We start from the raw sequence: 26,873 nt of genomic DNA on the forward strand, positions 1-26,873 counted from the left end.
CCGTGCCCCGAAAGAAGATGGGACAACCATGCACACCCCGCATGCTGATCATCGGCTTGGCCGTGTTCGCCATCGCGTCTCTACTGGCCTCGCGGGCGACCTCGCCCGCCGTACTGATCGCCGGGCGGGCGTTGATGGGCGTCGGCGGTTCGCTGGCCATGCCTGCCACCCTGTCCATCCTGGTCACCGTGTTCGACGAGAGCGCATGAAGCCGTGAAAACATATGAACAAAGCGTTCGCGTGAAGGAAGGTTGTCTCCGATGCCGCCCGCGTTCACCGCTGAGGAAAAGGCCCACATCACCGCCCTGCTCCTGGAGACCGGGGAGAGGCTGTTCACCGCCCAAGGGCTGCGCAAAACCTCGTTGGAGGAGCTGATGGCCCCCACCGGAGTGGCCAAGAGCAGCTTCTACGTCTTCTTCGACTCCAAGGAAGCGCTGTATCTGGAGCTGATGATCCGCCAGTCCGGCGAGGTCAAGCGCCGGGTCATCGACGGCGCCCTGCTGGGCACCGACGACCCGCGTGAGGGGCTGCGCCGCTTCCTGCACGCCACCCTCGCCGAACTCTCGGCCAACCCACTGTGGCGCCGTCTGATGACCCACCCGGAGGAAATGCAGGCGGTGGCCCGCAAACTCGACCCGGCGCGGGTCACCGCCATGAGCGACAACCCTGTCACGGCATTGACGGAGTTCGTCGCTGACCGCTCTGGTCGCGGTGAGCTCGTCCACGCCGACCCGGCCGTCATCATCGGCGTGCTGCAGTGCGTGCTGCTGGTGCCGATGTTCGCCGACCGGCTCGGTGACCCCGATATCCACCACAAGATCCTCGACCTGCTCGTCGACATCGTCGCCTCGGGTCTCACCAGGCAGAGGTGACCCGCACCGACGCCGGCCGAGCCCGCTGCCGGCGCCGATGTGATCCGCGCCGGCAGCGGGGCGAGGACGCCGTTACTTGACGCCGTTGCGGGTGGGGATGCCGACGAAGGTGGCGCCGCCGTCCTGCTGTCGCTGGTCGAAGAAGTCGTTGCCCTTGTCGTCGACGACGATGAAGGCGGGGAAGTCGACGACCTCGATCTTCCAGACGGCCTCCATGCCGAGCTCGGGGTACTCCAGGACCTCGACCTTCTTGATGCAGTCCTGGGCGAGCCGCGCGGCCGGGCCGCCGATGGAGCCCAGGTAGAACCCGCCGTACTGCTGGCACGCCTCGGTGACCTGGCGGGAGCGGTTGCCCTTCGCCAGCATGACGAACGAGCCGCCCGCCGCCTGGAAGCGCTCCACGTACGAGTCCATGCGCCCGGCCGTCGTCGGGCCGAACGAGCCGGAGGCGTACCCCTCGGGGGTCTTGGCCGGGCCGGCGTAGTAGACGGCGTGGTTCTTCAGGTACTCGGGCATCTCCTCGCCCGCGTCCAGCCGCTCGGCGATCTTCGCGTGGGCGATGTCGCGGGCGACGACGAGGGGTCCGGTGAGGGAGAGCCGCGTCTTGACCGGATACTTCGTGAGCTCGGCGAGGACCTCCGGCATCGGGCGGTTGAGGTCGATGCTGACCACGTCGTCCGAGAGCTGCTCGTCCGTCGTGTCGGGCAGGAACCGGGCGGGGTCGGTCTCCAGCTTCTCCAGGAAGACGCCCTCCGGGGTGATCTTGGCCAGGGCCTGCCGGTCGGCGCTGCAGCTCACCGCGATGGCGACCGGGCAGGACGCGCCGTGGCGCGGCAGCCGGATCACGCGCACGTCGTGGCAGAAGTACTTGCCGCCGAACTGGGCGCCGATGCCGAGCTTCTGGGTGAGTTCGAAGACCTTCTTCTCCATCTCGAGGTCGCGGAAGCCGTGCCCGCTGGTCGAGCCCTCGGTGGGGATGGTGTCGAGGTAGCGGGCCGAGGCGTACTTCGCGGTCTTGAGCGCGAACTCGGCGCTGGTGCCGCCCACCACGATCGCCAGGTGGTACGGCGGGCAGGCGGCGGTGCCGAGCGAGCGGATCTTCTCCTCCAGGAACTGGAGCATCCGCTTCTCGTTCAGGACGGCCTTGGTCTCCTGGTAGAGGAACGACTTGTTCGCCGAGCCGCCGCCCTTGGCCATGAACAGCAGCTTGTACTCGTCGGCGTGCCCGTTGGGGTCCTCGGCGTACAGCTCGATCTGGGCGGGGAGGTTGTCGCCGGTGTTCTTCTCCTCCCACATGGTCAGCGGCGCCATCTGGGAGTAGCGCAGGTTCAGCTTGGTGTAGGCGTCGTACACGCCCCGGCTGATGTGCTCGGCGTCCCGGCCGTCGGTGAGGACGTGCCGGCCCCGCTTGCCCATGACGATCGCGGTGCCGGTGTCCTGGCACATCGGCAGCACGCCGCCGGCGGAGATGCTCGCGTTCTTCAGCAGGTCGAGGGCGACGAACCGGTCGTTGCCGCTGGCCTCGGGGTCATCGATGATCTTGCGGAGCTGGGCGAGGTGAGAAGACCGCAGATAGTGCGAGATGTCGTGGACGGCGGCCTCGGTGAGCAGGCGCAGCGCCTCTGGATCGACCTCAAGGAACCTGCGGCCGGCCGCCTCGGTGATCCGTACCCCCTCCGTGGTGATCAGACGGTATTCCGTCTCGTCCGTGCCAAGCGGCAGCAGGTCGGTGTAGTCGAACTCGGGCATCGTCTTCGATCCTCTGGTGTCTCGCCGGTTCCTCCGAGCGGAGGATATGCCCGCGGGCGCGCGGGCGTGGCCGAGGGGGCCGCCCGCCGGTACGCGGAGCGAGTCCGAGCAGGATGCCCGCGACGACCACGGCGGCCCCGCCGACATCCGCGAGCGAGGGCACACCGAGACCGAGCACCACCGAGGTCACGAGGGCGCCGATCGGGATCATCCCGGCGAACAGCCCCGCGCGGTCCGGACCGAGGCGGGGGAGCGCGCTGTACCAGAGGAAGAACGCCACGGCGGTCACGATCACCGCCTGGTAGCCGATGCCGAGCGCCTCGGTCGCGGTCGGCATCCGCAGCACCGCCGTCCCGTCCAGCACGAGCCCGATGACCAGCAGGTACGGCACGGCGAGCGCCGCGGAGTAGGCCGAGACCCGGACGGCGCCCAGCTTCGGCAGCAGCGGGAGGGCGAGCAGGGAGAACAGCGCCTCGCAGGCGAGCGCGCCCAGCGACCAGAGCAGGCCGCGCAGGTTGCCGCTGCCGAGACCGGTGGCCAGGGTGGCCCCCGCCATGACGACGAGCGCCGAGGCGACGATCCGCGGGGAGGGCGCCGATCGTGCGCCGCCCGCGAACAGCGGGCCGAGCAGGGCCAGCGTCACGGGCGTCGCACCGAGGACGGTCCCGGCCAGCGTCGGGCCCGCCGCGATCGCCGCCTCGATGAGGCAGAGGTTGAAGAGCGCCAGCCCCGTCAGGGAGAGCGCCGAGAGCAGCGCGAACTCCCGTGCCGTGAGCCGCGGGAGGGAGAGGCCGCGGGCGCGGGCGGCGGCGAGCAGGATGGCCGCGGCGACGGCGTAGCGCAGGGCCTGCCCGCCGTACACCGGGTAGGTCGAGATGAGGTCGGACACCGCGGTCAGGGTGCCCACCAGGAACATTCCGGCCGTCGCCCGGGTCGCCGCCGGCCCGAGCGCGGTGCGGGTGCTGGTTTCCGTTGTCACGATTGGCGATGCTAGGAAGGCAATGGCTCTCTCAGAGAGTCCAATCAGATGGAAAAATCGAGGACCAATTGGCCGATCTTCATCTCGTCGTCGATCGGAGCCGGGGCGGCCTGGCCGGGCAGATCGCCAGGGAGCTCCGGGAGTCGATCCGCTCGGGCCGGCTCGGCCGGGGCGCGCGGCTGCCTCCCAGCCGCGATCTCGCCAGGGACCTCGGGCTGTCCCGGGGCGTCGTCGTCGAGGCGTACGAGCAGCTCGTCGCGGAGGGCTTCCTGGAGGCGCGGGTCGGCGCGGGCACCCGGGTCGCCGCCGGGCCGGTGTCGCGGCCCGAGGAAGGCGCCGCGGAGCCCGGGGCGAGCCACGACGGCCGCCGCCCGACGACTCCGGACCTGACCGCCTTCCCGAGGCAGGCGTGGCTGGCCGCGATGCGCCACGTGCTGGCGACCCTGCCCGGCGACTGCCTCGACTACGGCGACCCGGGCGGAGTGGCCGAGCTGCGCGAGGAGCTGGCCGGCTACCTGCGCCGGGTGCGCGCGGCGGACGCGGACACCGGGCGGGTGGTCGTCGTCACCGGCGTCGCCCAGGGGCTGAGCCTGGTCGTGCGGGCGCTCGCCGAGTCGGAAGCCGAGGCGGGAAGCCCGGTCGCGAAAGGCGAAACCGGAAGCCTGGTCTCGGAAGGCGGGGCAGGAAAGTCGGCCGCGCCCGTCGTGGCCGAGGCCGGCGGCGGCGGTCCGGTCCTGCTCGCGGTCGAGGAGCCGACGAGCCCCCGGCAGCTCCCGCTGCTCCGGCGGGCCGGCGCGTGCCTGGTCGGGGTGCCGGTCGACGCCGAGGGGATCGACGTGGCGGCGCTCGCCGGGACGGGGGCGCGGGCGGTGCTGCTCACCCCGGCCCACCACTACCCGACGGGGGTCGTGCTGTCGCCGCGCCGCCGGGCCGAGCTGATCGCCTGGGCCGCCGCCACCGGCGCGATCATCCTGGAGGACGACTACGACGCCGAGTTCAGGTTCGACCGGGAGCCGATCGGCTGCCTCCAGGGACTCGCTCCCGACCGCGTCGTCCTCGCCGGGAGCGTGAGCAAGTCCCTGGCCCCGGGCCTGCGGCTGGGCTGGCTCGTGGCGCCCCCGGCCATCGCCGCCGCCGTACGGCGGGCCCGGGGAGAGCTCGATCTCGGCTCTCCGGTGATCGACCAGTACGTGCTGGCCCGGTTCATGCGGACCGGCGGGTACGACCGGCACCTGCGGCGGATGCGCAGGGAGTACCGGCGGCGCCGGGACGCGCTCGTCCGGGCCCTGGCGGAGCACCTGCCCGAGCTGAGAGTGCACGGCATCTCCGCCGGGTTGCACCTGTACGCGGAGCTGCCCGGCGGGTGGGACGCGCGGCGCGTGGGGGAGGCGGCCCGCGCCTGCGGCCTGGCCGTCGATCCGCTCCCGTCCGCCCTGGTGATCGGCTTCGCCCGGCTCTCCGAGCACCGGATCGCCGACGCCGTACGCGAGCTGAAGGCGCGGGCAGATGGTCAGAATGTCTGGACATATCCTTGACCTGGGCGTACGCCGTCCGGGATGTTGGACGGGCGGCACGATGCGGATCTCCCGTGCCGCGCGGGCCGCTCGACGAGGAGACGAGATGACGCACATTCCCGCGGGTTCCGCGCCCTCCGGGCCGTGGGGCCTGGAGATCACACCCGAGCTGGCGGGCTGGGTGTACACCGGCCTGCGCGTCGTCGAGCTCGGGGACGAGCCGGTCGAGTTCGCGACCGGCCCCGAGGAGATGCTGGTCGTTCCTCTCGCCGGGGCCTGTGAGGTCGTGGCGGACGGCGTCCGGCTGGAGCTCGCCGGGCGGCGTTCGGTCTTCCAGGGGGTCACCGACTTCGCGTACCTGCCGATCGAGGCGTCGGTGCGCCTCGCCGGCGAGGGCCGGATCGCCCTGCCGGCCGCGCGTGCCACCCGGCGGCTCCCCGTCCGGTACGGCCCGGCCGACGCGGTGCCGGTCGAGACGAGGGGCGGGGGAGCGGCCACCCGGCAGGTCAACAACTTCTGCGCCCCGGAGGCGTTCGAGTGCGACCGGTTGATGGCGGTCGAGGTGATCACGCCCGGCGGCAACTGGTCGTCGTACCCGCCGCACAAGCACGACACGCCCGGCGGCCACGAGGCCGTGCTGGAGGAGATCTACTACTTCGAGGGCGGGCCCGGCTACCAGCGCGTCTACAGCTCGCCGGGAAACCCCATCGACGTGCTCGCCGAGGTCGGCTCCGGCGACGTCGTGCTCGTGCCGTACGGGTATCACGGGCCCTCGATGGCGTCCCCCGGGTACGACCTCTACTACCTCAACGTCCTCGCCGGGCCGGGCGAGCAGCGGTCCATGGCGTTCTCGGACGATCCCCGGCACGCGTGGATCCGCGAGTCCTGGAACCGGTGACCGCTCGCGCGACCACGAGGACGCCGGGTCACGTGGCCGAGGACGCGGGCGCCGGCGTGCGGGGTTGGAAACCGCGCGCCAACAGGATGATCATCGCCGCCAGTGTGAGCGGCGCGGCGAACGCGATCCGGTAGTCGGCGGCCTCGGCGATGCCTCCGACCAGGGCTGCTCCCACGATGAAGCCGACATAGTTGAACATGTTGACCCGCGCGATGGCCACGCCGGACCCGGTCGGGTCGAGCCGCCCGGCCGCCGAGAACGACTGCGGCGCGACCACCGACAGGCCGATCCCGGTGAGGGCGAAGCCCGCGATGGCGAGTGGCTGGGTGGGCGCGGCCACGATCGCGACGAAGCCGGCGGTGGCGACCGCGCCGCCGATCCGGACGATCGCCGCCGGGCCGTACCTCCGGACGGCGAGGTCGCCGCCCACCCTGACCAGGAACGTCGTCGCCTGGTACGCGCCCAGCGCCAGCGGCACCACGGACGCCGACGCGTGCATGACCTTGTCCATGAAGACCGAGCCGAAGTTGGAGATCGACGCGTCGCCCACGAAGAGGAAGGCCATCGCCAGGCACAGCGGGATGATCGGCTTCCAGGGGAATCGCGTCTCGGCGCGCGTGGCCTCGGGAGCCGTGCGCTCCTCCTCCGGACGGCAGAGCCAGCGTGCGGCGACGACCGCGACGGCGGCGCCGGGCGCCATGACGATCGCGAAGGTGGCCCAGAGGTCCAGGCCCAGCTCGGCGGCGGCCGACGCCCACAGCGCGCCGAGGACGGCGGCCGCGCTCCACAGCGCGTGGAACCCGGTCAGTATGGCCCGGCCGTACCGGCGCTCGACCGCGACGCCCTGCATGTTCATGCCCGCGTCCACGCCGCCGAGGCTGATGCCGAACAGCGCGAGGGTCACCATGAAGAGGGGGACCGTGGGGGCGAGGCCGGCCAGCACCACGGCGGCGCACGTCAGCGGCTGGAAGGCGCGCAGGATTCGCCGGCTGCCGAAACGCGCGGTGAGCGTGCCGGCCAGCACGCTGCCCGCGCCCGCGATCACCGGGACGATGAGCAGCAGGATCGTCAGCTCGCCGTCGCTCAGCCCGTGCTTGCGCTGAAGCACGGCGACCTGTGTGAGCAGGGTCGCGAACGTGAGCCCCTGGACGAAGAAGATGGCGAACGTGGCCAGCCGCGCCTGGCGGTCGCGTTCGGTGGGGCGCGATGGGGGCGATGGCGGCGTGGACGTCGGCAACGCGGCCTCCGAGGGGGGAAACGTGAGGGGGGTTCAGGTTATGGCCCGCCGATCACGCGGTCAATGGTCGCTACAAGTGCCGTCGGTCCCGCACATCACGGCCCTTCGCCCTGCCGCGACAGGGGGAGAGGGCGTCGTACGGCGGGCGCGCGACGTCCGGGGAGGAGACGGGGTTGTGCGTGGAAGGGATGGCCCGGACGGAGGAATCCCGTGGCGGCGGCGTGCCGGACAGGAACGCGCGGAAACGATGCCCGCCCGGCCTGGTCCCTTCGGGCGCGGCAGCGCTTAGTCTCGACATGTGAGCTTCGAGTCCCGCGCGAGTAACTTCATCTCCGCATTCCTGGGCTCCGGCCCGTCCGGAGCCGCCGGATCGGCCGGTACCTCTCCGTCCGAGCTGCGGGCGTCCGACGCCGACAGGGAACAGGTGATCGGCATCCTGCGAGACGCCCTCACCGACGGGCGGCTCACCCTCACCGAGCACGAGGAGCGGGTGGAACGCGCCTACGCCGCCCGCACGCTGGGCGAGCTCGTCGGGCTCACGGCGGACCTCGTCCCGCCGGAGCGCCAGCCGTTCCTCATGGACGGCCGTCCCGTCGTCGCCCTCTTCCGTACGGAAAACCGCGGCGGCCGCTGGGTCGTGCCCTCGGAAGTGCCGGTCACCTCGCTCGGCGGACGGGTCACGATGGACCTGTGCGAGGCGCTGTTGCAGTCCCGCCATGTGGTCGTGCGGCTCGCGGTGATGGCCGGGACCGTGACCCTCGTCGTCCCGGAGGGGGTCCGCGTTGTCAGCGCGCCGGACGCCCGGATCAAGACGTTCCACGACGAGGTACGGCTGCCGCCGGGCGCGACCGACCATGCGCCGGACGCGCCCGTCATCGAGCTCGTGGGCTTCGTTTACGGCGGGAAGGTCATCGCCCGGTCGCCGAAACGCCCCAAGAAGGGGTTGTTCCGCCGGTCCTGACCCGGCGGAACGGGTCCCGATCCTGTCGGGATGCCGGGTCTCAGGTCAGACCGCGGTGTCGAAGTTGATCGCGCTGTAGGCGCTCAGCTTCCAGAGCTGGTGCTCGCTCTCGATCTTGCGGATCGTGCCGGAACGGCCCCGCATCACCAGCGAGTTCGTCACGGCGGCCCCGCCCTGGTAACGGACGCCCGGCATCAGCTCGCCGTCCGTGATGCCGGTCGCGGCGAAGAACACGTCGTCGGAGCGGACCAGGTCGTCCATGGTCAGCACCTGGTCGAGGTCGAGACCGGCGTCGAGGGCCTTCCTGCGCTCCTCGTCGTCGCGCGGCCAGAGCTTGCCCTGGATGACGCCACCCATGCACTTCAGCGCGCAGGCCGCGACGATGCCCTCGGGCGTGCCTCCGATGCCCAGCATCAGGTCGACGCCGGTGCCGGCGCGGGCGGCCATGATGGCTCCCGCCACGTCGCCGTCCGTGATGAACCTGATCCGCGCGCCGGTCTCGCGGATCTCCTTGACGATGCTCTCGTGCCGGGGCCGGTCCAGGATCACGACCGTCACGTCGGACGGCTTGGCGCCCTTGGCCCGCGCCACGGCGCGGATGTTGTCCGCGACCGGGGCATCGATGTCCACGGCGTCCGCCGCGTCGCGGCCGGTCACCAGCTTCTCCATGTAGAACACGGCGGACGGGTCGTACATCGAGCCGCGCTCGCTGACCGCGATGACGGAGATCGCGTTGTTCATGCCGAGGGAGCACAGGCGGGTGCCGTCGATCGGGTCCACCGCGACGTCGCACTCGGGGCCGGTGCCGTCGCCCACGTCCTCGCCGTTGTAGAGCATGGGGGCGTTGTCCTTCTCGCCCTCGCCGATCACGACGACGCCCTTCATGGACACCGTGTTGATCAGCTGTCGCATGCCGTTGACGGCGGCTCCGTCCGCACCGTTCTTGTCGCCGCGGCCCACCCACCGTGCCGCCGCCATCGCGGCCGCCTCGGTGACGCGGACCAACTCCAGGGCGAGGTTGCGGTCGGGCGCGCGCTCCCCGGTCGCCAGCGCTGCCGGTACGTGATCAGCCATCGTTCCCCTTAAATGTGGCGTCGTAAGAGTTGATGTTAGTGGCGTATGTCGTTCTTGTCCGATTGGTCTGGACCGGTTGCCGCAGGCAGGAGGGCATTTCCGTCGCTGCCGACGCCGGGCGGGCGGCGCGGGATATGGTCGCCGAATGAGCAGCGACACGGAGCCGTCGGTCACCGCCCGCACGTCGGAGCGGGGCGCCGCCACAAGGACCGCGCTCCTCGAAGCGGCCAGGGAGACCTTCATCACCTGCGGTTTCGCCGAGACCGGCGTGACAGATGTGGTGGCACGGGCCGGGGCCAGCGTCGGCAGCCTTTATCACCATTTTTCGGGGAAGGCCGACCTTTACCTGACGTTGTTCGAAGATTTCCAGAGCCGGCAGACGCAGCGGACCCGGCACGCCATCCAGGAGGCCAGGTCCCGGGGCGCGTCCGAGCCGATGTCCCTGTTTCTCGCCGGCGCCCGGGCCTACCTCGACGGCTGCCTCGCCGAGCGCGACCTCACTGCGCTGTTTCTCCGCGGAGACGGCCCGACCGGGTTCGAGGTCGTGATGCGGGACCGGCTGCGCCAGTGGACCCGGCGCAGCGCGGCGCTCTTCGAGCACGAGGACGCCCTCGTCCTCGTCGTCACCGGCGCCCTCGCGGCCGTCGTCCAGGAGGTGACCCTCTCCGAGGACGAGGAGCGCGCCCGCGTGATCGCGGAGCAGGCGCTCGCCCTCATCGGCCGCATCCACTGACCTCGCCCCGGCAAAGCGGGCACGTCCCTACCCGGACGATGCCCTGACGACCACACGGTCGATGTCGCACAGAGCCGGACGCGGCGGGTGCGGCAGGCACGCGACGCCCCTGTCCGGACCGCCGTCCGGTGCCGGTAGGCTCCCCTGACGTGCGCCGATTCACTGAGGGCTTCTACGGCTACGCGTTCGCCCTGATCGTTTGCCTGGCCGCCGGCTCGTTGATCCTCTTTTTCATGCCGAACGGCAAGAACGAGCACATCCCACGCATCGATTTCTCGATCGACAAGGTCAACGCCGCGCGCGCCGCGTCGTACACCGTCGAGACGCCCAAGGACGTACTTTCCGACTGGGTGCCGACCAGCTCCCAGATCACCCAGAAGTCCGACGTCGTGACGTGGCGGCTGGGTTTCGCCACCAAGAAGCGGATGCACGCCATGGTGGCGCAGAGCAACGAGCAGCCGTTCGCCGAGTTCGCCAACCGGATGGCCAACTCCGACAAGGCCACCGGCACCCGGCAGATCAACGGCACGGCCTGGGAGGAGCGGTTCCGCCAGGACAAGAACCAGCGGTCGCTGGTCCGGGTGCTCCCGGATCACGCGGTCGTGGTCACCGGATCGGCCGACTGGGACGAGCTGACCGAGCTCGCCGCGTCGCTGGTGGTGCAGCCCAAGCCCGCGAACTGACCCGGGACAGCCGCACGCCGTAACCGGCCACCGCGGCCCCGCCCCGCAACCGGCCGTGCGTCGCCTTGGACGAAGAGCGTCCCAAAGGCGTCGGAAAGGGGCCTGAAGCGCGTCCAGAAGGGCGTCAGGGGCGCGTCAGAAGGGTGTCTCCTCCTGGGGCTCCTGGCGCTGCGCCATGGCCGCCGCCAGCTTGACCCTGGCGCCCTGGAGCCACTCCTCGCAGATCGCGGCCAGCCGCTCGCCCCGCTCCCACAGCTCGATGGACTGCTCCAGCGTGAGCCCGCCGGTCTCCAGCCGCCGAACCACGTCGGTCAGCTCCTCGCGGGCTCTCTCGTAGGAGAGAGTCTGCTCCGCGCCGGGCGCCTGGTCGGAGGTCGTCTGCTCGGGGGATGCCTTCTCGTCTGCCACGTCCCCCACCCTAGAGTCCGCGTACGACAGGTCGGGGTAATCGGCGGCCACGACCCGGCGTTCCGGCGCCGGGGACACGGCAGGGCGACCCTGGACGCGCTCATGGCGTGGCGCCGGAGAACGGCGTGGCCCGCGTGGACACCCGCACGTCACATCGGACGGCATATGGGCCTCCACGCGGGCCACGGCTTCGTTGAGCGCTGGGTCGTGTCTGACGAATGCTGCCCGTAGCGAGCAGCATTCGTCAGACACTCCCTAACTGGGTCTCACGTGGACGTCGCCGTCACCCCGACCCGGTCGTCGGGGAAACGGATCGTCAGCTCGTCGCCGGGCTTGACCTCGCCCGCGAGCCGTACGACCTCTCCGGAGGGGCGCTGCACGATCGCGTAGCCCCGCTCCATCGTCGCCGCCGGGGACAGCGCGACGAGGCGGGCACGCAGGTGTTCGAGCGAGTCGGCCGAGCGGTCCAGGGAGGAACCCAGGCAGCGCCGGGCCCGCTCGCGCAGCGCGTCCACCTGCTCCGACCGGCGGTCGAGCTCGCGTACGGGGTCCGCCAGGGAGGGCCGGGACTGGACCGAGCGCAACCAGGAGATCTCCCGGTCGAGCCAGCCGCCCAGCACGCGCCGGCCGCGATCTCTGAGCTGGCGTACCAGCGCGAGCTGCTCGCCGACGTCCGGCACCACCTTCTTGGCGGCGTCCGTGGGGGTGGAGGCGCGTACGTCCGCCACGAGGTCGATCAGCGGGCTGTCCTGCTCGTGCCCGATCGCGCTCACGACGGGCGTACGGCAGGCCGCGACGGCACGCACCAGCGACTCGTCCGAGAACGGCAGCAGGTCCTCCAGGGAGCCGCCGCCGCGCGTGACGATGATCACGTCGACCTCGCGGTCCGCGTCCAGCCTGCGCAGCGCCTCGGTGACCTCGCCCACGGCGTACTGCCCCTGCACCGCCACCGGCTCCACCTTGAACCGCACGGCGGGCCAGCGGCGGCGGGCGTTCTCGATGACGTCGCGCTCTGCGGCCGAGTCCCGGCCGCAGACGAGCCCGATCGTCGAGGGGAGAAAGGGCAGCCGCCGCTTGCGGTCGGCGTTCGTGAGCCCCTCGGCGACGATGAGCCGGCGCAGCCGTTCCAGCCGGGCCAGCAGCTCGCCGACGCCGACCGGCCGGATCTCCATCGCGGTGAAGGCAAAGGACCCCTTGTTCACCCAGAAGTCCGGCTTGACGTGCACGACGACCCGCGCCCCGTCCACGGGCCGGGGGAGGCTCGCCTCGTACACGGCTCGCGTGCAGGTCACCCGGGCCGAGACGTTGGCCACCGGGTCACGGAGGGTGAGGAAAACGGTTCCTCCTCGGGCGGTCAGCTCGGTGATCTGCCCTTCGACCCAGACGGTGCCCAGCCGGTTGATCCACTGCGCCACCATCTGGAGCACCGAGCGGATCGGAAGCGGCTCCTCGGGAGAGGTCTTCGCGCTCACTCAGGACTCGGCTTCGATCTTGGCCAGGCGCGTCTCGTACATGCGGACCACGTCGTCGCGGTTGGTCGTCCCCTTCTCGTACGCGATCAGCTCGCGCATCTGGTCGGCGGACTTGCCGCGCATCCGGGCGCGCAGCGACGCGAGGGACAGCCCGGCGTACCCGGGGTACGGCTCGGCGCCGCCCTCGTGCGCCACGCCCTCCGCGGCCTCGGTGGCGGCCACCTTCTTCTTCGCGCGCGGCTTGGGCGCCGCGGTGGGCTCGGCCTCCGCCGCGGCCTCGGCGGCCTTCTTCGGGCGCGGCTTCGCGGTGGCGGGCTTCTCAGGGGCGGGCTCGGCCGCGGGAGCGGCGGCCGGCTTCTCGGCGGCGGGGGCCTCCGGGGTACGGGCCTTCTCCGGCGCGGGCTTCTCGGCCACCTTCTCGGCCACCTTCTCGACAGGCTTCTCAGCGGGCTTCTCGGCGGGCTTCTCGACCGCCGGGGCCTCCCACTCCGCCTTCTCGGCGGGGGCCGGGGAAACGTGCTCCTCCGCGGGCGCGGAGCCGTCGGGCTCGGGCGCCCCCTTCGCGGACGGGCGCGGAGCGAAGATGACCGGCTCACGGCGGGCCGGGCGCTCCTCCTCCGCGGCGGGCTCCTCCGCCGTGGTCGCCGGGGCCTCCTCACCCTCGGGAGTGGTGATCCGCTTTATCGTGGAACGGACCTGGTCCCCGATCAGAAGGGCCTGTCCCACCCCGCTGATGGTGGTCTGCAGCGCGGTCGCGGGCAGGTCCTTGGCCTTGTCCTTCAGCTCGTCCTTGAGCTCATCACCCCTTCTGAAGAGGCTACGGAGAGGCTTGGTGAGTGCTCTGAAGAGGGACATCGCAGCTCCAGCGGAGTCGTTTTCGGATGATTCGGGAGAGGTCAAGAGGCGGCTGACGCTCCACATAGCATAGGAACATGGAGCCATATACCCCCGCCCGTCGTGTCCTGGTTGCCAAGCCGCGCGGCTATTGCGCGGGAGTGGACCGCGCTGTCGAGGCGGTGGAGAAGGCGCTTGACCAGTACGGGGCGCCCATCTACGTACGCAAGCAGATCGTCCACAACACCCACGTGGTCCGGACTCTGGAGGCGCGCGGCGCGATCTTCGTCGAAGAGACGGAGGAGGTGCCGGAGGGTGCGATCGTGGTGTTCTCAGCCCACGGCGTGGCCCCCAGCGTCCACGACGAGGCCGCCGCGCGGCAGCTCCGCACCGTCGACGCGACCTGCCCGCTCGTCACGAAGGTGCACAACGAGGCCAAGCGTTTCGCCGCCAAGGACTACGACATCCTGCTCATCGGCCACGAGGGCCACGAGGAGGTCGAGGGCACGGCGGGTGAGGCTCCCGAGCACATCCAGCTCGTCGACGGCCTCGACGGGGTGGACCAGGTCTCCGTACGCGACCCGAACCGCGTCGTCTGGCTGTCGCAGACCACCTTGTCCGTCGACGAGACCACCGAGACGGTCTCCCGGCTGCGCGAGCGCTTCCCGAACCTGATCGACCCGCCGAGCGACGACATCTGCTACGCCACCTCGAACCGGCAGGCGGCGGTCAAGCAGATCGCGGCGGAGTCGCAGCTCGTCATCGTCGTGGGCTCGGGCAACTCGTCCAACTCCAAGCGGCTGGTCGAGGTGGCCAAGGACTACGGCGCCGCCGCGTCCTACCTGGTGGACGACGCCTCCTTCATCCAGGACGAGTGGCTCGACGGCGTCGGCACGGTCGGCGTCACCAGCGGCGCCTCGGTCCCCGAGGAGCTGGTCGATGGCGTGCTGCGCAGGCTCGCCGAGCACGGTTTCACCGATGTCGAAGAGGTCGAGACGGTGAAGGAGAGCATGCGGTTCGCCCTTCCGCACGAGCTCCGGCGGGATCTGCGCGCCTCCTCGGCGTCGTAACTCCCGTCCGGTCTCCTCTGCCCCGCCCACATGGGCGGGGCTTTCCCTTTGCGGCGGTCGGGTGGGCCGCCCGCGCTCACCCTTCGCTTCAGGGCCGAGAAGCTGACGGGGCGACCGCGAACTCGGTGAACCGGCCGCACGTCGCGAATCCGAGGCGGCGGTAGACGGGCTCACCGTCCGAGGACGCCTGCAGGACCGCGGTGCGGCAGCCCTCGTCGTACGCGGTGTGCAGGGTGGCCAGGGTGACGGCGCCGCCGTAGCCGCGCCGGCGGTCGGTCGCGAGCGTCGCGATGTTGTAGATCCCGGCGACCCCCGCGTGCAGGAAGACCTCGGCCGAGCAGACCGGGCGGCCGCTCACGTAGCCGACCAGGTACCGGGCGGGGCAGCCGGGCGCGAGAGCCCACTCGGCGGCGTCGGCGAAGAATCGGCGCACCGTGACGGCCGGAGGGTCCCAGTTCGCGGCCAGGACCGTCGCGTAGTCGGCGAGTTGCTTCGGAGTCGTCACCGGGCGGATGTCCAGGCCGTCGGCGTGCGGCGTCGGCAGGTCGGCGGGTAGGTCCTTCCACATGCCCGTCTCGGTCTCGGACGCCTCCAGACCGGCGCTCCTCAGGAGCGAGCCGAGGTCCGATGGCGTGGACGCGGGGCCGACCCACCAGGAGAAGCGGCGACCCGTCGCGGTCAGCGCGCGTACGGTCGCCTCCACGCGTGCGGGAGCGGCGTCCGGGGTGAAACGCGCCGCCGCGACGATGTTGAAGGTGTCGTCGTCAAGCCCGCTGTCGGCGATGAGGAGGTCGTCTGTCTCCGTGACGGTCGAGCCCTTCATGTGACGGTGCAGGTGACAGGCATGCTCGGCCAGGTTCTGCTCTATCTTGACCAGCAGATCGGGATTGCTGGGAACGTGGTGTTTCGAGCCGTTCATGCAGGTCATCACATCATGTGGCTTTCTGGCATGGGATCTGCTCGGAGGCCAGGCGTCACGGCGTATGGGTCGGAGTGGACGCGGGCACCTGCGGAGGAGTTTCCCGCACGGGCGCGCCGCAGCGGCGTTCCACGGGCGTGCGCTGCTCCTGGCCGCTCACCGTGGGCCGGGCGGCGGGCGGCCTGTCCGCGCACGCGAAAATGTTCGGCGTGGCCGGGCCCAGGAGGCTGTAGACCTCAAGCACCGACACCAGCGCCCACAGCAGCACGGCGGCCGACCGACGTGCCCCCCGGCCGGTCCCCCTGGCTCCCGGCCGGGTCAGCATCGCGATCCCCTCGCGGGAGGCCGTTCGGTGACGGGCGGGGCGACCCGCGATCTACTGGTCGTCATCGGCCCGGGACGGCCCGCCCTCAGCGCTCGTACGGCCCGGCCCGGCGGCGGCCGTCGCCGTCGCCGTCGCCGGAGCCGCTTCGCGTGTCGCGACGGCGGGCGCCGGGGCCGCGTGCGGAGTCACGGGAGATGCCGCCGGGGTCAGGGCGCTCGCCGCGTCCGTGATCGTGACCTCGGCCCCGAGGGCGACGGTCTCGTTCTTGAAGATGCGCAGCGACCTGCCCAGCGCGCGGGCGGTCTCCGGCAGCTTCTTGGAGCCGAACAGCAGAATCAACACGAGTCCCAGGACCAGCAGGTGTCCGGGCTCCAGACCGTTACGCAGGAACATCGCACCCTCATCTCCCTTCTCCGCGCAGCGACACGCGATCTGGCGATCTGATCTCGCGCGTCAAGTTTGCTAGATTGCGCAACTATACAAGTGGGCGATCGCTCTGTGGTCGTCCTCCCCAGCAGGAGCACATTCATGAGGGCATCCACCACGACCGACCCGCGACGGCCCACTGAGCGCCCGCGCGGCGCCGGAGGGATGCCGCGCGGGCGTCGCATCCTGCTGGTCGCCGTCATCACGGCGGGGTCGCTGGTCGCCGTCCTCGCCCTGGGGGCCGGCTGGGTGTACTCGCGACTCGACGGGAGCATCACCACCTTCGACGGGAAGGGGGTCGGCCGCCGCCGACCGGCGCAGACCTTCGTCGGGCAGAACATCCTCGTCATCGGCTCGGACTCGCGTTCGGGAAAGAACAGCAGGTACGGCGGGGGCAAGGGAGACATCGGACGCTCCGACACGGCGTTCCTGCTGCACGTCTACGCCGACAGGAAGCACGCGATCGCCGTGTCGATCCCGCGCGACACCCTCCTGGACGTCCCCCGGTGCCGGTTGCCCGACGGGACGTGGAGCCGGCCGCAGCACAACGTCATGTTCAACTCGGCGTTCACCGTGGGGCTCACCGCCGCGGGCAACCCCGCCTGCACCCAGAACACCGTGGAGAAGCTCAGCGGCCTGCGCGTCGACCACACCGTCGTCGTCGACTTCCAGGGCTTCGCCGCGATGACGAAGGCGGTCGGCGGTGTCCCTGTCTGCCTGCCCAAGGACGTCTACGAGGGCGACCTGAACCCCAACCTGGGCGCGCGCGGCAAGCTGCTGTTCACCAAGGGACGACAGGTGGTGTCCGGCCAGCGGGCCCTCGACTACGTGCGCGTCCGCCACGGCATCGGAGACGGCTCCGACATCGGCCGCATCCGGCGGCAGCAGGCCTTCATGTCCAGTCTGCTGAAGAAAGTGCGGGCCCAGGGCCTCAACCCGACCACCCTGCTCCCGCTCGTGGAGGCGGCCGCGCGGTCGATGACCTTCGACCCCGGCCTCGGGTCGGCCGACAAGCTGCTGTCGTTCGGGCTGTCGCTGCGGGACATCGACCTGCGGAACACCAGGTTCGTCACCCTGCCCTGGCGCTACCAGGGGGCGCGGGTCGCGATCGTCCAGGACGAGGCGGACGCCCTGTGGGCGGCGCTCAAGGCGGACCGGACGATCGACGGCGTGGACGCCGGCGGCAGGGCCCGGCGGCCCGGCTCACCGTCCCCGCGTCCGGCGGCGACGGTCTCGGGCGAGGGGATCAGCGTCTCCGTCTACAACGGCACCACGGTCTCCGGCCTCGCCGCCCGCGCGGCCGACCGGTTGACGGCGGCCGGGTTCACCGTCACCCGCGTCGCGACCGCGGACGCACAGACGCGCACGACCACCCTGATCAGGTACGGTCCCGGCGCGGCGATCCAGGCCCGGACGGTCGGCCGCATGTTCCACGGCGCGCGGTTCCAGCGGAGTTCCGAGCCCGGGATCACGGTCATCCTGGGCACCGAGTACGCGAACGCGCCCGATCCGAGCGCCTCCGTGCCCGCGCCCCTGCCGACGAGCGTGACGACGGCCAGGTCCGCCGCCGACGGCATCTGCTCCGACCTCTCGTACGGCTGAGCCGCGCCCCACCGAAACGGGGCAGGTCACGTACGGTCGCCGTGGCGGCGGTCGAACCACGCCTTGGCCGCCAGCAGGGCGGCGCCGTAGACGACCACGACGCCGACGAGCATCAGGTAGCAGGAGGCCGGGAGCGCCGTCATGCCCAGCGGGGCCGCGAGCGGCGAGAGCGGCAGCAGCACGCCCACGGCGACGAGGAAGCACGCGGCCACCATGAGCGGGACGGGGACCCGCCTGCGCCCGCGCAGCACCAGCATCGCCACGGCCTGCGTGAGGAGGTTCTCGACGAACCACCCGGCGTGGAAGGCGGCCTGGCCGCTCGCCTGGCCGGACAACGGGACCGCCGACACCAGTACGGCGAAGGTCGTCAGGTCGGCGAGCGCGTTGAGCGGGCCGAAGACGGCGATGAAGCGCAGCAGGCCGCGCGGCCGGAGCCGGGACGGACGCCGCATCGCTCCTCGGCCCGGCCGGTCGAACGCGTACGCGAGCTGGGCGGCGTCGAAGCACAGGTTCTGGGTCAGGACCTGGATCGGCAGCATCGGCAGGAACGGCAGGAGCAGCCCGGCCGCGAGCATCGCGATGACGTTGCCGACATTGGAGGACAGCACGACGCGCAGGTAGGTGACGATGTTGCCGGTGCTGCGGCGGCCGGCGGCGATCGCGTGGTCGATGGTGGTGAGGTCCTTGGCCGTCAGCACCACGTCGGCGGTCTGCCGGGTCACGTCGGCGGCGTCGCTCGGGCACATCCCGATGTCGGCGGCGCGCAGCGCGGGCAGGTCGTTGACGCCGTCGCCGAGGAATCCGGTCGTGTGTCCCGCCGCGCGCAGCGCCGCGACGACGCGCGCCTTGTGCTCGGGAGCGCAGCGCGCGAAGACGGTGGCGCGCGCGGCGAGCTCGGCCACGGCGGCGTCGTCGAGGCCGTCGAGCTGGTCGGCGGTCACGACGGCGCCCGCGCCGAGGCCGAGATCCGGGCCGAGATCGAGGCCGAGGTCCCGGCAGACACGGGCGGCCGTACCCGGGTGGTCGCCGGTCAGGATCTTGACCTCGACGCCGCGCCCGGCGAGTACGGCGAGCGCGTCCCCGGCCTGCGGCGCGAGCGCGTCGCGCAGCCCGACGAAGCCGACGAAGGTCAGGTCGTGCTCGTCGCGCGGGCCGTACGGACCGGGGCGGGCGGGCCGGTCGGCGAGGGCGACGGCGAGCACGCGCAGCCCGTCGGCCGCCATCGTCCCGGCGGAGCGCAGCAGCCGCTCCCGGGCGTCGGCGTCGAGTTCGCCGTCCGTCTCCCCGTCGGGACCGGCGGCGCGTACGAGCGTGCAGCGGTCGAGCACGTCCTCGACGGCGCCCTTGACCACCAGGGTGTGCACCCCGAGACGGCCCGGACGCTGGACGACGGCGCAGGAGCTGCGCCGGGCGGGGTCGAAGGGGAGCGCCGCGATGCCGTCGGACGCGGGCGGCCCCGGGTCGAGCCGCTCCGCCGCGTCCATGATCGCCTCGTCCAGGGCATCCGGGCAGGGGAGGTCGGCGAGCTGGATCGTCCACAGGCTGTTGACGGCTGCCCAGCGCAGCACTTCCGGATCGGGCCGTCCGTCCGGATCGAGCGAGCGGTCGAGCACCGGCAGATCCCGGGTGAGGGTGCCGGTCTTGTCGATGCACAGGACGTCCACCGCGCCGAGGTCGTGCAGCGCGGGGAACCGCCGCACCATCACCCCGTGGTCGCGCGCGAGCACGGCGGAGCCGCGGGCCAGCGCCGTGGTGACGATCACGGGCAGCATCTCGGGCGTCAGCCCGACCGCCACCGCCACGGCGAACGGCAGCGCCTCCAGCCCGCGCCCGCGCAGCGCCGCGTCCGCCAGCAGCGCGGCGGGCGGGATCAGCAGCATGAACCGGATGAGCAACCAGGAGATGCCGTTCACCGAGCGGTCGAACGAGGACGGCCGGCGCCTGCTCGCGCTCACCTGATGCGCCCCGGCGAACATGGTCCCGGCGCCGGTCGCCACGACGACGCCCGTGCCGGTGCCGGCCACCACGCCGGTGCCCTGGAAGCACAGCTGCGGCCGTTCGAACAGCTCTGAGCCCGACGCCGGGCCCGTGAACGGGCCGACCGGCGCGTCCACGGGATGCTTGGCGACGGGGCCGGACTCGCCGGTGAGGGCCGCCTGGTGCACGGTGAGCCCGTTCGAGCGCAGCAGCAGCACGTCGGCGGGCACGAGGTCGCCCGGGCCGAGCCGGATCACGTCGCCCGGCACCAGTTCGCCGACCGGGATCTCCCGGTACAGCGGCGCCGAGGTCGCGCCCGTCCGGCGCCGCACCGTCGCGGTGGTGGCGATCAGGTCGCGCAGCGCGGCGATGGACCGGTCGGCGCGGTACTCCCCGCTCGAGCGCAGCAGGCTGCTCACCACCACCAGCAGCACGGTCACGCACGCGGTCCCCCAGGAGGCGATCGCGGCGGACACCAGCCCGAGACCCAGCAGCACCATGGTGAACGGGTCGCGCAGGCTCCGGGCGATACGCCGCGGCCAGGTGGTGGGGGCCGGCTCGGGCAGCACGTTCTCGCCGCACCGCAGCAGCCGCTCCTCAGCCTGGGACTCCAGTAGGCCGCGCGGTCCGCTCCGCATCAGCCGCAGCGCCTCCAGCGGGGTGAGTCCGGCTACATCGGCGATGGAGACGTGTTCGGCGGGCCCGGTGTCCGTCTCCCGGACGTCGCGCGGGCCGGCGCCCGATACGGCCTCAGGCGCCCAGACCATGGACGCGCTCCGTCGCCCCCTCCTGGCCCGTCAGCCGTCCGACCAGCCAACGGACCAAGGTCACCACATTCTCGTCGCTGATCAGGTAGACGACCCGGCGCCCCTCGCGCCGCGAGCGCACCAGCCCGGCCAGCTTCAGCTTGGTCAGGTGCTGGCTGACCGCGGGCAGCGCGCCGCCCACGCTCTCGGCCAGCGCGGTCACGTCGCGCTCGCCCTGCGCCAGGACCCAGACGATCTGCAGACGCGCGGGCGAGGCCAGCAGGCCGAAGGTCGCGGCGGCCTCGGCCAGCACCTCGGCCGACGGTTCCGCCACGTCGCCGATCGTCGCCACTGTCGCCCTCCCGCTCACCGCCTGAAACCTTCAACAGCCCTCCTGCCGGCGATGCCGGGAAAGGGCGCACGTCGTTCGCTCACCGTAGCCGCACATCCGAGCTTTCACGACGGCCCGTCCCGGTCGCCGCGTACGGACCGGGTCGCTCAGTCGCGGGCCTCGCCGTACACGCGGGGCTCGAAGTAGCCCTCGGGCTCGGGGTCGAAGGCGGGCTCCTCGCCCTGGCGGGGACGCGGCACCTCGGCTCGGGTGGCCAGATCCTGCCGGAGTTCGCGCACGTTCTGGGGGAGGCCGCGCCACCAGGCGATCGCGAGCACGATCGCCGACCCGGCGAACAGCCACGGCGCCGCGGACGACAGCGAGGTGAACAGCCCGAGCCCGAGCGCCTGGAGCATCGAGGCCGCGCGCAGCGACCGGAAGAACTCGACGAACGCCGCCGTCGCGAAGAAGACCAGCGGCGGCGTGACCACGAGGGGGAGCAGGTCGCGCGGCTGGACCAGCAGCGCGGCCGCGACGCAACCCACGACGAAAACCGGTCCGGGGCTGAAGATCTGGCCGAGCAGCGTGAGCACGAGGAGCATGGCGACGGCGCCCCTGGCCGTCAGCCGCAGCCTCACCCGACCGGTCTGATCGGTGCCTCTCATCGTGTCCCCCTTTACGACGAGTCTCGCGCCAACTTACCGTTCTGGACCGGGCCAGGAGAGGCGCTTACGCGCTCTTCGTCCCCCAGTTCCGGAACGGAGGGCAGGCGGGGCGGCTCCTCGACGAGGGCCGGGCCGTCCAGTGATTTGTCCGTGATGCCGAGATCGTTCATCTTCCTCGCGCTCACCAGCACCCGGCTCTCCAGCGAGCCGACCGTCCTGTTGTACGCGATGACCGTCTTGGAAAGGGCGCGCCCGAGGCCGTCGACGTGCCGGCTGAGGCCGCCGAGCCGGTCGTACAGCTCCTTGCCCAGGTCGAAGACCGCCCGCGCGTTCTCGCTGAGCGCGGCCTGCTGCCAGGCGTAGTGGGCGGTGCGCAGCATCGTGATCAGGGTGGTCGGGGTGGCGATGTGGACCCGCCTGTGCATCGCGTACTCCAGCAGCCCGGGGTCGCGTTCGAGCGCCGGGGCGAGGAACGCCTCCCCGGGGATGAACAGGACCATGAACTCCGGCGCGGGGCTGAACGCCTGCCAGTACGCCTTGGCGGCCAGCCGGTCCACGTGCTCACGCAGGTGGCGGGCATGGGCGTCCAGCCGCGTCGAGGTCAGGTCCGGGTCGCCCGCCTCCGCCGCCTCCAGGTACGCCGCGAGCGAGACCTTGGAGTCCACGATGATGTTCTTGCCGCCGCTGAGCCGTACGACCATGTCGGGGCGGACCGGCCCGTCCGGGGTGTCCGCGCTGACCTGCTCGTCGAAGTCGCAGAAACGGGCCATCCCGGCGATCTCCGCGACCCGGCGGAGCTGCAGCTCGCCCCAGCGGCCACGGGCCTCCGGCCGCTGCAGCGCGCGGACCAGCGCCGACGTCTGGCTCCTGAGCTGCTCGGAGCTCTGCCGTACGAACTCCATCTGCTTGCCGAGCTCGGCGCGGGCGGCGCGGGCGCCGAGCTCGCTCTCCCTGAGCTGGTTCTGGACCTTCGCGAGTGTTTCCTTGAGCGGGCCGATCAGGTTCTCCACGGCCTGCCTGCGCTGGTCGAGGTCCCCGGTCGCCTCGGCCCTCGTCGTGTTCAGCCGGTGCTCGGCGAGTTCGAGGAAACGCAGGTTGTTGACGTCGAGCGCGCGGGCGCTGAGGGCCTGGAACCGCTCCGCGAGCTGGCCTTCGACGTAGGCGACCTTGTCCTCCGCGGCCCGCCTTCGCGCCTCGGCCTCGGAGATTCTGGCCCGGGCCAGCAGGAACCCGATCAGGAGCCCCACGGCTACACCAACGGCGAGCTGGAGGACGAGCGCCACGACATCCACGGTTCGGGATGATCCCAGGCAATCCGGTTCCGGAGGGGGAGGCGCGCGGGCGTCCTTCCCACGGGGGCCTGGCGGCGCACCCCCCACCCGGGCGTCCCGTTCGGCTTGTGCGAACGGCGAGCATCACCCAAAGTCGTCATGTGACTACGTACGGCTTGCGCTCCCAGATAGCCGGGATAACGGCCGGGGTGGTGATCGTGCTCGCCATCGGGCTGGGCGTGGTCGTCGTGACGGGCCGGGAGGCGTCCCTCGGGACCGCCGGCGCGCCGCTGACGTGGACCGAGGGCGCGTGCGTGCTGCGGACCGGCACGCGGGTCGGGCTGGTGCTCTGCGAGCGGGCCACCGGTCGCGTCGTCGCGATCAATGACAGCCCGCCCCGCTGTCCTGCCGACACCGACGAGTTCGTCTCCCTGGGCTCCGGCCGTACGGCCTGCGTACGGAACGTGGGCGGACGCCATCCCGGAGACCCGGGGAACGGCGGCGGCGTGCTGCGGACCGGCGACTGCGTGGCCGTGCGCGGCGGGGAGCGGCCGTGCGCCGGCGGCGACTGGTACGGCCAGGTGATCGGCGTCGTCGAGTCGGCCCGCAGGTGCCCGTTGGGGACGGTCGAGGCGCTTCCCCTCAAAGGGGGCGACGTGGCCTGTCTGGGCAAGGGCGGCCGGGTGGTCGCGGCGGGGGACTGCGTCGAGCGGCCCGAGCTGCCCACCTCATCCCGCCTGCTGGTGAAGGTCCCGTGCGCGTCCGATCGGGTCTGGGCGAAGGTCACCGGCAGGGTGGAGGCGCCGGGCCGGTGCGCCGAGGGATCCGACCACTACCTCCGGTCCCTGCGCGGGACCGAGGTGATCTGCCTGTCTGGTGTCGGAGCAACCCGCGACGGCCCGTAAACTCGGCCTACGTGAGCCTGAGCATCGGGATCGTCGGCCTGCCCAACGTCGGCAAGTCCACCCTCTTCAACGCGCTGACCAAGAGCGGCAACGCCCTGGCGGCGAACTACCCGTTCGCCACCATCGAGCCCAACGTGGGCATCGTCGGCGTGCCCGACCCGCGGCTGGCCAAGCTGGCCGAGATCTACGGTTCGGTGCGCATCCTGCCGGCGAAGGTCGAGTTCGTCGACATCGCCGGTCTGGTCAAGGGGGCGTCCGAGGGGCAGGGGCGGGGCAACCAGTTCCTCGCCAACATCCGCGAGACCGACGCGATCTGCCAGGTGATCCGGGTGTTCTCCGACCCCGACGTCACTCACGTCGACGGCGACGTCGCGCCTGAGCGTGACATCGAGACGATCAACACCGAGCTGATCCTCGCCGACCTGCAGACCCTCGAGAAGGCGCTGCCCCGCCTCCAGAAGGAGGCCAGGACCAACAAGGACCGCAAGGCCCAGCTCGACGCCGTCGAGGCCGCCGCCAGGCTGCTCGACTCCGGCACGACCCTGTACGCGGGGGCCAAGGCGGCGGGCATCGACATCGCCGACCTGCGCGAACTGCACCTCCTCACCGCCAAGCCGTTCCTGTACGTCTTCAACCTCGACGCCGACGAGCTGGTGGACGAGGGGCTGCGGGCCCGGCTGTCGGCGATCGTCGCCCCGGCCGAGGCCGTCTTCCTGGACGCCAAGATCGAGTCCGAGCTGGTCGAGCTGCCGGACGAGGAGGCGCTGGAGCTGCTGCAGTCCGTCGGCCAGGAGGAGTCCGGGCTGGCCCAGCTCGCCCGCGTCGGCTTCGAGACGCTCGGGCTGCAGACCTACCTGACCGCCGGGCCGAAGGAGACCCGCGCCTGGACGATCCGCAAGGGCGCCACCGCGCCCGAGGCCGCCGGCGTCATCCACACCGACTTCCAGCGCGGCTTCATCAAGGCCGAGGTCATCTCGTTCGACGACCTGGTCGAGGCCGGGTCGATGACCGCGGCGCGTGGCGCCGGCAAGGCCAGGATCGAGGGCAAGGACTACGTCATGCGCGACGGCGACGTGGTCGAGTTCCGCTTCAACGTCTGATCGCCGCCCGATCGCCGACCCGCCACGTCTCTGAGCTGCGAGGACAGCAATACGTGGCGGTTAGGTAATCGATGAAGCCGCTGGCCAGGCGTAACGTGCTTTTCCGGCGCAACGGATGGGCATGGGGCGCGGGCCCGCGCAGAGACCCGGTTTGCTCGGTCGCGGCGATGCTTGCACCATGGGCGTGGCTTTCCTGGAAGAATTGGCCCGACCGCTAGGGTGAAAACTTCAATGCGGATAACCGGATCGAGAGCAAGACGATACCGCGCCAGCCGGGGGGATCGGCGCGAGCGGAGGCGTGATGACTCGCAGGTCAACCGTCCAGCCGGATCCTCGGATCGCTGGCGACCCCGAGTCGTACCCTCCGCAGGGCCCTGAACGGGTGGCGGACACGCACGGGAAGGCCCGTGGGCGCGGGGGTTGGAGTGGCGGTGGGGGCCGCTGGCTCGTCTGGACCGGCCGCGCCGTCCTGTGGGCACTGATCATCGTCATCGTCGTCAACGGTGTGCGCGCGCCGTTCGAGCGGTTCACCCAGGGGGACACGGCGGCCGGGGCGACCCCCGAGCCCAGCGATTCGGGATTCCCCATGACACAAGCCGCGGCTTTTGCCAATCAGTTCGCGGCGGTCTATCTGAATTTCGACGCCTCTAATCCGCAACAAAGAGCGGATCGGCTGAAGCCATTTCTGCCCCAGGGAGCGCAGGAGCAATTCGGCTGGAATGGGTACGGCCGGATGTCCGCGGGTGCCTTCCAATTTACCGGGATAAATGTGCGCGACGCCAACAATGCCGTCGTCACCGTGACATATCAGGCAGGCAGCAGGCGCGGGCTTCTCTCGGTGCCGATCTACTACGACGGGTCGAAGTTCGTCGTGTCCGAGCGGCCGGGGCTGCTGCCGGACTCCGGCCCGGCGGGGCTCCCGGCGGTGGCCGACCCCGACCGCGACTCCGCGACCGAGACCGAGCTGCGTCCCCAGCTTGAGGGGTTCTTCAAGGCGTACGCCGCGGGCGACCAGGTGGACCTGCAGCGTTACGTCGCCAACGGTGTGACCGTCGAGGGCTTCGACGGGGCGCTCACGCTCGCCCAGCTCAAGGATGTCGTGGTTCCCGTGGGCGAGGGGAGCACCCGGGAGGTCACCGCCGTCGTCGTGTGGGCCGTGTCGTCGGGTTCGGGCACCGCCACCCCGCGTACGGACGATCCGGCGACGCAGCCGGCCGGGCTGGAGCAGGCCTACCGGCTCACCGTGGAGAAGCAGGGCGGCAAATGGTTCGTCGAAGCAGTCCAGGGCGCGAGCCGCCCCGTGGGGTAGCGCATGACGGAACACGAGGCCGCTGATCCATACCCCGGGAGGGCGTGAATGTTTCTGAAGACCATCGTGGAGATCGCGTTCGATCCATCGGCTCCACCCGCCACCGGGATCGACACCGAAGGCCTGGCGGACTTCCTGCGCAAGTTCTTCGCGCCGCTCTTCCTGGTCGTCGTCTCCGTCGTGGCGATCTTCTTCCTCTTCACTCGAGAGATCACCAGATTCATGCAGTTCATCATTCTGGCGATCGCGATCGGCGTGATCTTCTACGTGCCCAACATCATCGAGGTGACAGCGAAGGCGATCGCGGGGGCGCTCGGCATCAAGTGATCAGGCAGAGAGGAGGATCGGGTGGATCTGCCCACGTATACCAATATTTGGCGAATTGAGAAGCGGCTCTACAAGCTGTACGACCTGAAGCTGCCGACACCGCTTCCCATCGTCTGGATCGGTGTGTTCGTGGGCGTCCTCGTCCCCTGGTGGACGTTCCTTCTCCTCGTCGGGCTTCCCTTCGACGCGCCGTGGCACGTGGTCTACCTGGTTCCTCCCGGGATAGTCACCTGGCTCTCGACCCGGCCCGTCATCGAGGGGAAGCGGCTCACCGAGCTGCTCCAGTCGCAGGTGCGCTACCTCACCGAACCGCGTACCTGGTGCCGGATGGCGCCGGTCAGCGAGCCGGACGAGATCACCCTCACGGTGCGGGTCTGGCGCTCCGCCCCCGCGCGCAAGGGCCGGGGCGCCGGACGGCAGCGCCGCGCCGCCGCCCCCACCGTGCGGCCCGCCGTCGCCGCCGCGGCGAAGGGAGCGGTCGCGGTG

Annotated in this window: 28 protein-coding genes; 14 read left to right on the top strand and 14 right to left on the bottom strand. The window is 71.4% G+C overall.

From position 1 onward, the window contains the following. The first annotated feature begins 41 nt into the window (after positions 1–41). On the top strand, positions 42–209 hold the full coding sequence (locus tag AWQ71_RS40345) for a hypothetical protein (protein WP_174550733.1): 168 nt from the start codon (positions 42–44) through the stop codon (positions 207–209). Between the two features lie 51 nt (positions 210–260). Beyond that, on the top strand, positions 261–872 hold the full coding sequence (locus tag AWQ71_RS20315) for a TetR/AcrR family transcriptional regulator (protein ID WP_067135459.1): 612 nt from the start codon (positions 261–263) through the stop codon (positions 870–872). Between the two features lie 72 nt (positions 873–944). Here the strand turns inward: AWQ71_RS20315 and AWQ71_RS20320 are convergent, their stop codons facing one another. Together AWQ71_RS20320 and AWQ71_RS40350 are read right to left on the bottom strand one after the other, a co-directional pair. Further along, positions 945–2,621: a fumarate hydratase gene (locus AWQ71_RS20320; protein WP_067135461.1), complete on the bottom strand. Its 1,677-nt coding sequence runs from the start codon at positions 2,619–2,621 to the stop codon at positions 945–947. Beyond that, positions 2,506–3,600, bottom strand: a complete 1,095-nt coding sequence (locus AWQ71_RS40350; protein WP_245658382.1) for a DMT family transporter — start codon at positions 3,598–3,600, stop codon at positions 2,506–2,508. The genes AWQ71_RS20320 and AWQ71_RS40350 overlap by 116 nt, the downstream gene beginning before the upstream one ends. Positions 3,601–3,668: 68 nt before the next feature. Between AWQ71_RS40350 and AWQ71_RS20325 the strand changes: the two genes are divergently transcribed. Further along, positions 3,669–5,135, top strand: a complete 1,467-nt coding sequence (locus AWQ71_RS20325) for an aminotransferase-like domain-containing protein (protein WP_067135463.1) — start codon at positions 3,669–3,671, stop codon at positions 5,133–5,135. An 85-nt stretch (positions 5,136–5,220) separates the two neighbouring features. After that, entirely contained in the window at positions 5,221–6,012 is a 792-nt protein-coding gene (gene iolB / locus AWQ71_RS20330; RefSeq protein WP_067135465.1) for a 5-deoxy-glucuronate isomerase, read from the top strand. A gap of 28 nt (positions 6,013–6,040) precedes the next feature. Here iolB and AWQ71_RS20335 read toward each other — a convergent pair whose 3' ends face one another. Further along, positions 6,041–7,249, bottom strand: coding sequence for an MFS transporter (locus AWQ71_RS20335; RefSeq protein WP_067135466.1), 1,209 nt, complete (start codon positions 7,247–7,249; stop codon positions 6,041–6,043). Positions 7,250–7,547: 298 nt separating this feature from the next. Here AWQ71_RS20335 and AWQ71_RS20340 point away from each other — a divergent pair, with 298 nt between their 5' ends. Further along, positions 7,548–8,210 carry a DUF1707 SHOCT-like domain-containing protein gene (locus tag AWQ71_RS20340; protein ID WP_245658383.1) on the top strand — a complete coding sequence of 221 codons (663 nt, stop codon included), beginning with the start codon at positions 7,548–7,550 and terminating at the stop codon, positions 8,208–8,210. 45 nt (positions 8,211–8,255) lie between these two features. Here AWQ71_RS20340 and glpX read toward each other — a convergent pair whose 3' ends face one another. After that, complete coding sequence (gene glpX / locus AWQ71_RS20345; protein WP_067135469.1) at positions 8,256–9,284, bottom strand: class II fructose-bisphosphatase; 1,029 nt, start codon at positions 9,282–9,284, stop codon at positions 8,256–8,258. Between the two features lie 145 nt (positions 9,285–9,429). Here glpX and AWQ71_RS20350 point away from each other — a divergent pair, with 145 nt between their 5' ends. Together AWQ71_RS20350 and AWQ71_RS20355 are read left to right on the top strand one after the other, a co-directional pair. Continuing rightward, positions 9,430–10,017, top strand: a complete 588-nt coding sequence (locus AWQ71_RS20350; protein WP_067135471.1) for a TetR/AcrR family transcriptional regulator — start codon at positions 9,430–9,432, stop codon at positions 10,015–10,017. 149 nt (positions 10,018–10,166) lie between these two features. Continuing rightward, on the top strand, positions 10,167–10,700 hold the full coding sequence (locus tag AWQ71_RS20355; protein ID WP_067135473.1) for a DUF4245 domain-containing protein: 534 nt from the start codon (positions 10,167–10,169) through the stop codon (positions 10,698–10,700). 135 nt (positions 10,701–10,835) lie between these two features. On the opposite strand, the gene AWQ71_RS20360 is transcribed toward AWQ71_RS20355, so the two are convergent. The 3 genes from AWQ71_RS20360 to AWQ71_RS20370 form a co-directional block, all read right to left on the bottom strand. Then, positions 10,836–11,108 carry an exodeoxyribonuclease VII small subunit gene (locus AWQ71_RS20360; RefSeq protein ID WP_066938299.1) on the bottom strand — a complete coding sequence of 91 codons (273 nt, stop codon included), beginning with the start codon at positions 11,106–11,108 and terminating at the stop codon, positions 10,836–10,838. A 266-nt stretch (positions 11,109–11,374) separates the two neighbouring features. Beyond that, on the bottom strand, positions 11,375–12,580 hold the full coding sequence (gene xseA, locus AWQ71_RS20365; RefSeq protein WP_084259088.1) for an exodeoxyribonuclease VII large subunit: 1,206 nt from the start codon (positions 12,578–12,580) through the stop codon (positions 11,375–11,377). After that, a complete protein-coding gene (locus AWQ71_RS20370; RefSeq protein WP_067135475.1) occupies positions 12,581–13,435 on the bottom strand; it encodes a hypothetical protein in 855 nt (284 codons plus the stop codon). Positions 13,436–13,512: 77 nt separating this feature from the next. On the opposite strand from AWQ71_RS20370, the gene AWQ71_RS20375 reads away from it, so the two are divergent. Beyond that, positions 13,513–14,484, top strand: a complete 972-nt coding sequence (locus tag AWQ71_RS20375) for a 4-hydroxy-3-methylbut-2-enyl diphosphate reductase (RefSeq protein ID WP_067135477.1) — start codon at positions 13,513–13,515, stop codon at positions 14,482–14,484. An 88-nt stretch (positions 14,485–14,572) separates the two neighbouring features. Here the strand turns inward: AWQ71_RS20375 and AWQ71_RS20380 are convergent, their stop codons facing one another. From AWQ71_RS20380 to AWQ71_RS43915, 3 genes are read right to left on the bottom strand one after another with little or no spacing between them, the layout of a single operon-like run. Further along, the gene (locus tag AWQ71_RS20380) at positions 14,573–15,403 is read right to left on the bottom strand and encodes a GNAT family N-acetyltransferase (protein WP_067135642.1); all 831 of its coding nucleotides are present in this window, start codon (positions 15,401–15,403) and stop codon (positions 14,573–14,575) included. Positions 15,404–15,458: 55 nt separating this feature from the next. Then, positions 15,459–15,728 (bottom strand): hypothetical protein, encoded by a 270-nt coding sequence (locus AWQ71_RS20385; protein ID WP_067135479.1) that lies wholly within the window; start codon positions 15,726–15,728, stop codon positions 15,459–15,461. Between the two features lie 51 nt (positions 15,729–15,779). Next, a complete protein-coding gene (locus AWQ71_RS43915; RefSeq protein WP_084259089.1) occupies positions 15,780–16,121 on the bottom strand; it encodes a twin-arginine translocase TatA/TatE family subunit in 342 nt (113 codons plus the stop codon). 135 nt (positions 16,122–16,256) lie between these two features. On the opposite strand from AWQ71_RS43915, the gene AWQ71_RS20395 reads away from it, so the two are divergent. After that, a complete protein-coding gene (locus AWQ71_RS20395) occupies positions 16,257–17,756 on the top strand; it encodes an LCP family protein (protein WP_067135481.1) in 1,500 nt (499 codons plus the stop codon). A 26-nt stretch (positions 17,757–17,782) separates the two neighbouring features. On the opposite strand, the gene mgtA is transcribed toward AWQ71_RS20395, so the two are convergent. From mgtA to AWQ71_RS20415, 4 genes are all read right to left on the bottom strand, one after another. Continuing rightward, the gene (mgtA, locus tag AWQ71_RS20400; RefSeq protein ID WP_067135483.1) at positions 17,783–20,500 is read right to left on the bottom strand and encodes a magnesium-translocating P-type ATPase; all 2,718 of its coding nucleotides are present in this window, start codon (positions 20,498–20,500) and stop codon (positions 17,783–17,785) included. Further along, entirely contained in the window at positions 20,484–20,849 is a 366-nt protein-coding gene (locus AWQ71_RS20405; protein WP_245658384.1) for an ArsR/SmtB family transcription factor, read from the bottom strand. Before AWQ71_RS20405 ends, mgtA begins: the two co-directional genes overlap by 17 nt. Before the next feature lie 128 nt (positions 20,850–20,977). Continuing rightward, positions 20,978–21,475 carry a DUF6542 domain-containing protein gene (locus AWQ71_RS20410; RefSeq protein ID WP_067135487.1) on the bottom strand — a complete coding sequence of 166 codons (498 nt, stop codon included), beginning with the start codon at positions 21,473–21,475 and terminating at the stop codon, positions 20,978–20,980. Between the two features lie 11 nt (positions 21,476–21,486). Continuing rightward, positions 21,487–22,767, bottom strand: a complete 1,281-nt coding sequence (locus AWQ71_RS20415) for a DNA recombination protein RmuC (protein ID WP_084259090.1) — start codon at positions 22,765–22,767, stop codon at positions 21,487–21,489. Between the two features lie 140 nt (positions 22,768–22,907). Here AWQ71_RS20415 and AWQ71_RS20420 point away from each other — a divergent pair, with 140 nt between their 5' ends. The 5 genes from AWQ71_RS20420 to AWQ71_RS20440 form a co-directional block, all read left to right on the top strand. After that, the gene (locus tag AWQ71_RS20420; RefSeq protein WP_157570455.1) at positions 22,908–23,651 is read left to right on the top strand and encodes an LppU/SCO3897 family protein; all 744 of its coding nucleotides are present in this window, start codon (positions 22,908–22,910) and stop codon (positions 23,649–23,651) included. 11 nt (positions 23,652–23,662) lie between these two features. Further along, complete coding sequence (ychF, locus tag AWQ71_RS20425) at positions 23,663–24,751, top strand: redox-regulated ATPase YchF (RefSeq protein ID WP_067135491.1); 1,089 nt, start codon at positions 23,663–23,665, stop codon at positions 24,749–24,751. A 586-nt stretch (positions 24,752–25,337) separates the two neighbouring features. After that, the gene (locus tag AWQ71_RS20430) at positions 25,338–26,060 is read left to right on the top strand and encodes a conjugal transfer protein (protein ID WP_245658390.1); all 723 of its coding nucleotides are present in this window, start codon (positions 25,338–25,340) and stop codon (positions 26,058–26,060) included. 48 nt (positions 26,061–26,108) lie between these two features. Continuing rightward, positions 26,109–26,387, top strand: a complete 279-nt coding sequence (locus tag AWQ71_RS20435) for a hypothetical protein (protein ID WP_067135495.1) — start codon at positions 26,109–26,111, stop codon at positions 26,385–26,387. A gap of 21 nt (positions 26,388–26,408) precedes the next feature. Next, positions 26,409–26,873, top strand: a 465-nt coding sequence (locus AWQ71_RS20440) for a conjugal transfer protein (protein ID WP_067135497.1), incomplete at its 3' end; no start/stop codon positions are given.

This window comes from Microtetraspora malaysiensis (genome assembly GCF_001528665.1).
GTDB lineage: Bacteria > Actinomycetota > Actinomycetes > Streptosporangiales > Streptosporangiaceae > Microtetraspora_A > Microtetraspora_A malaysiensis.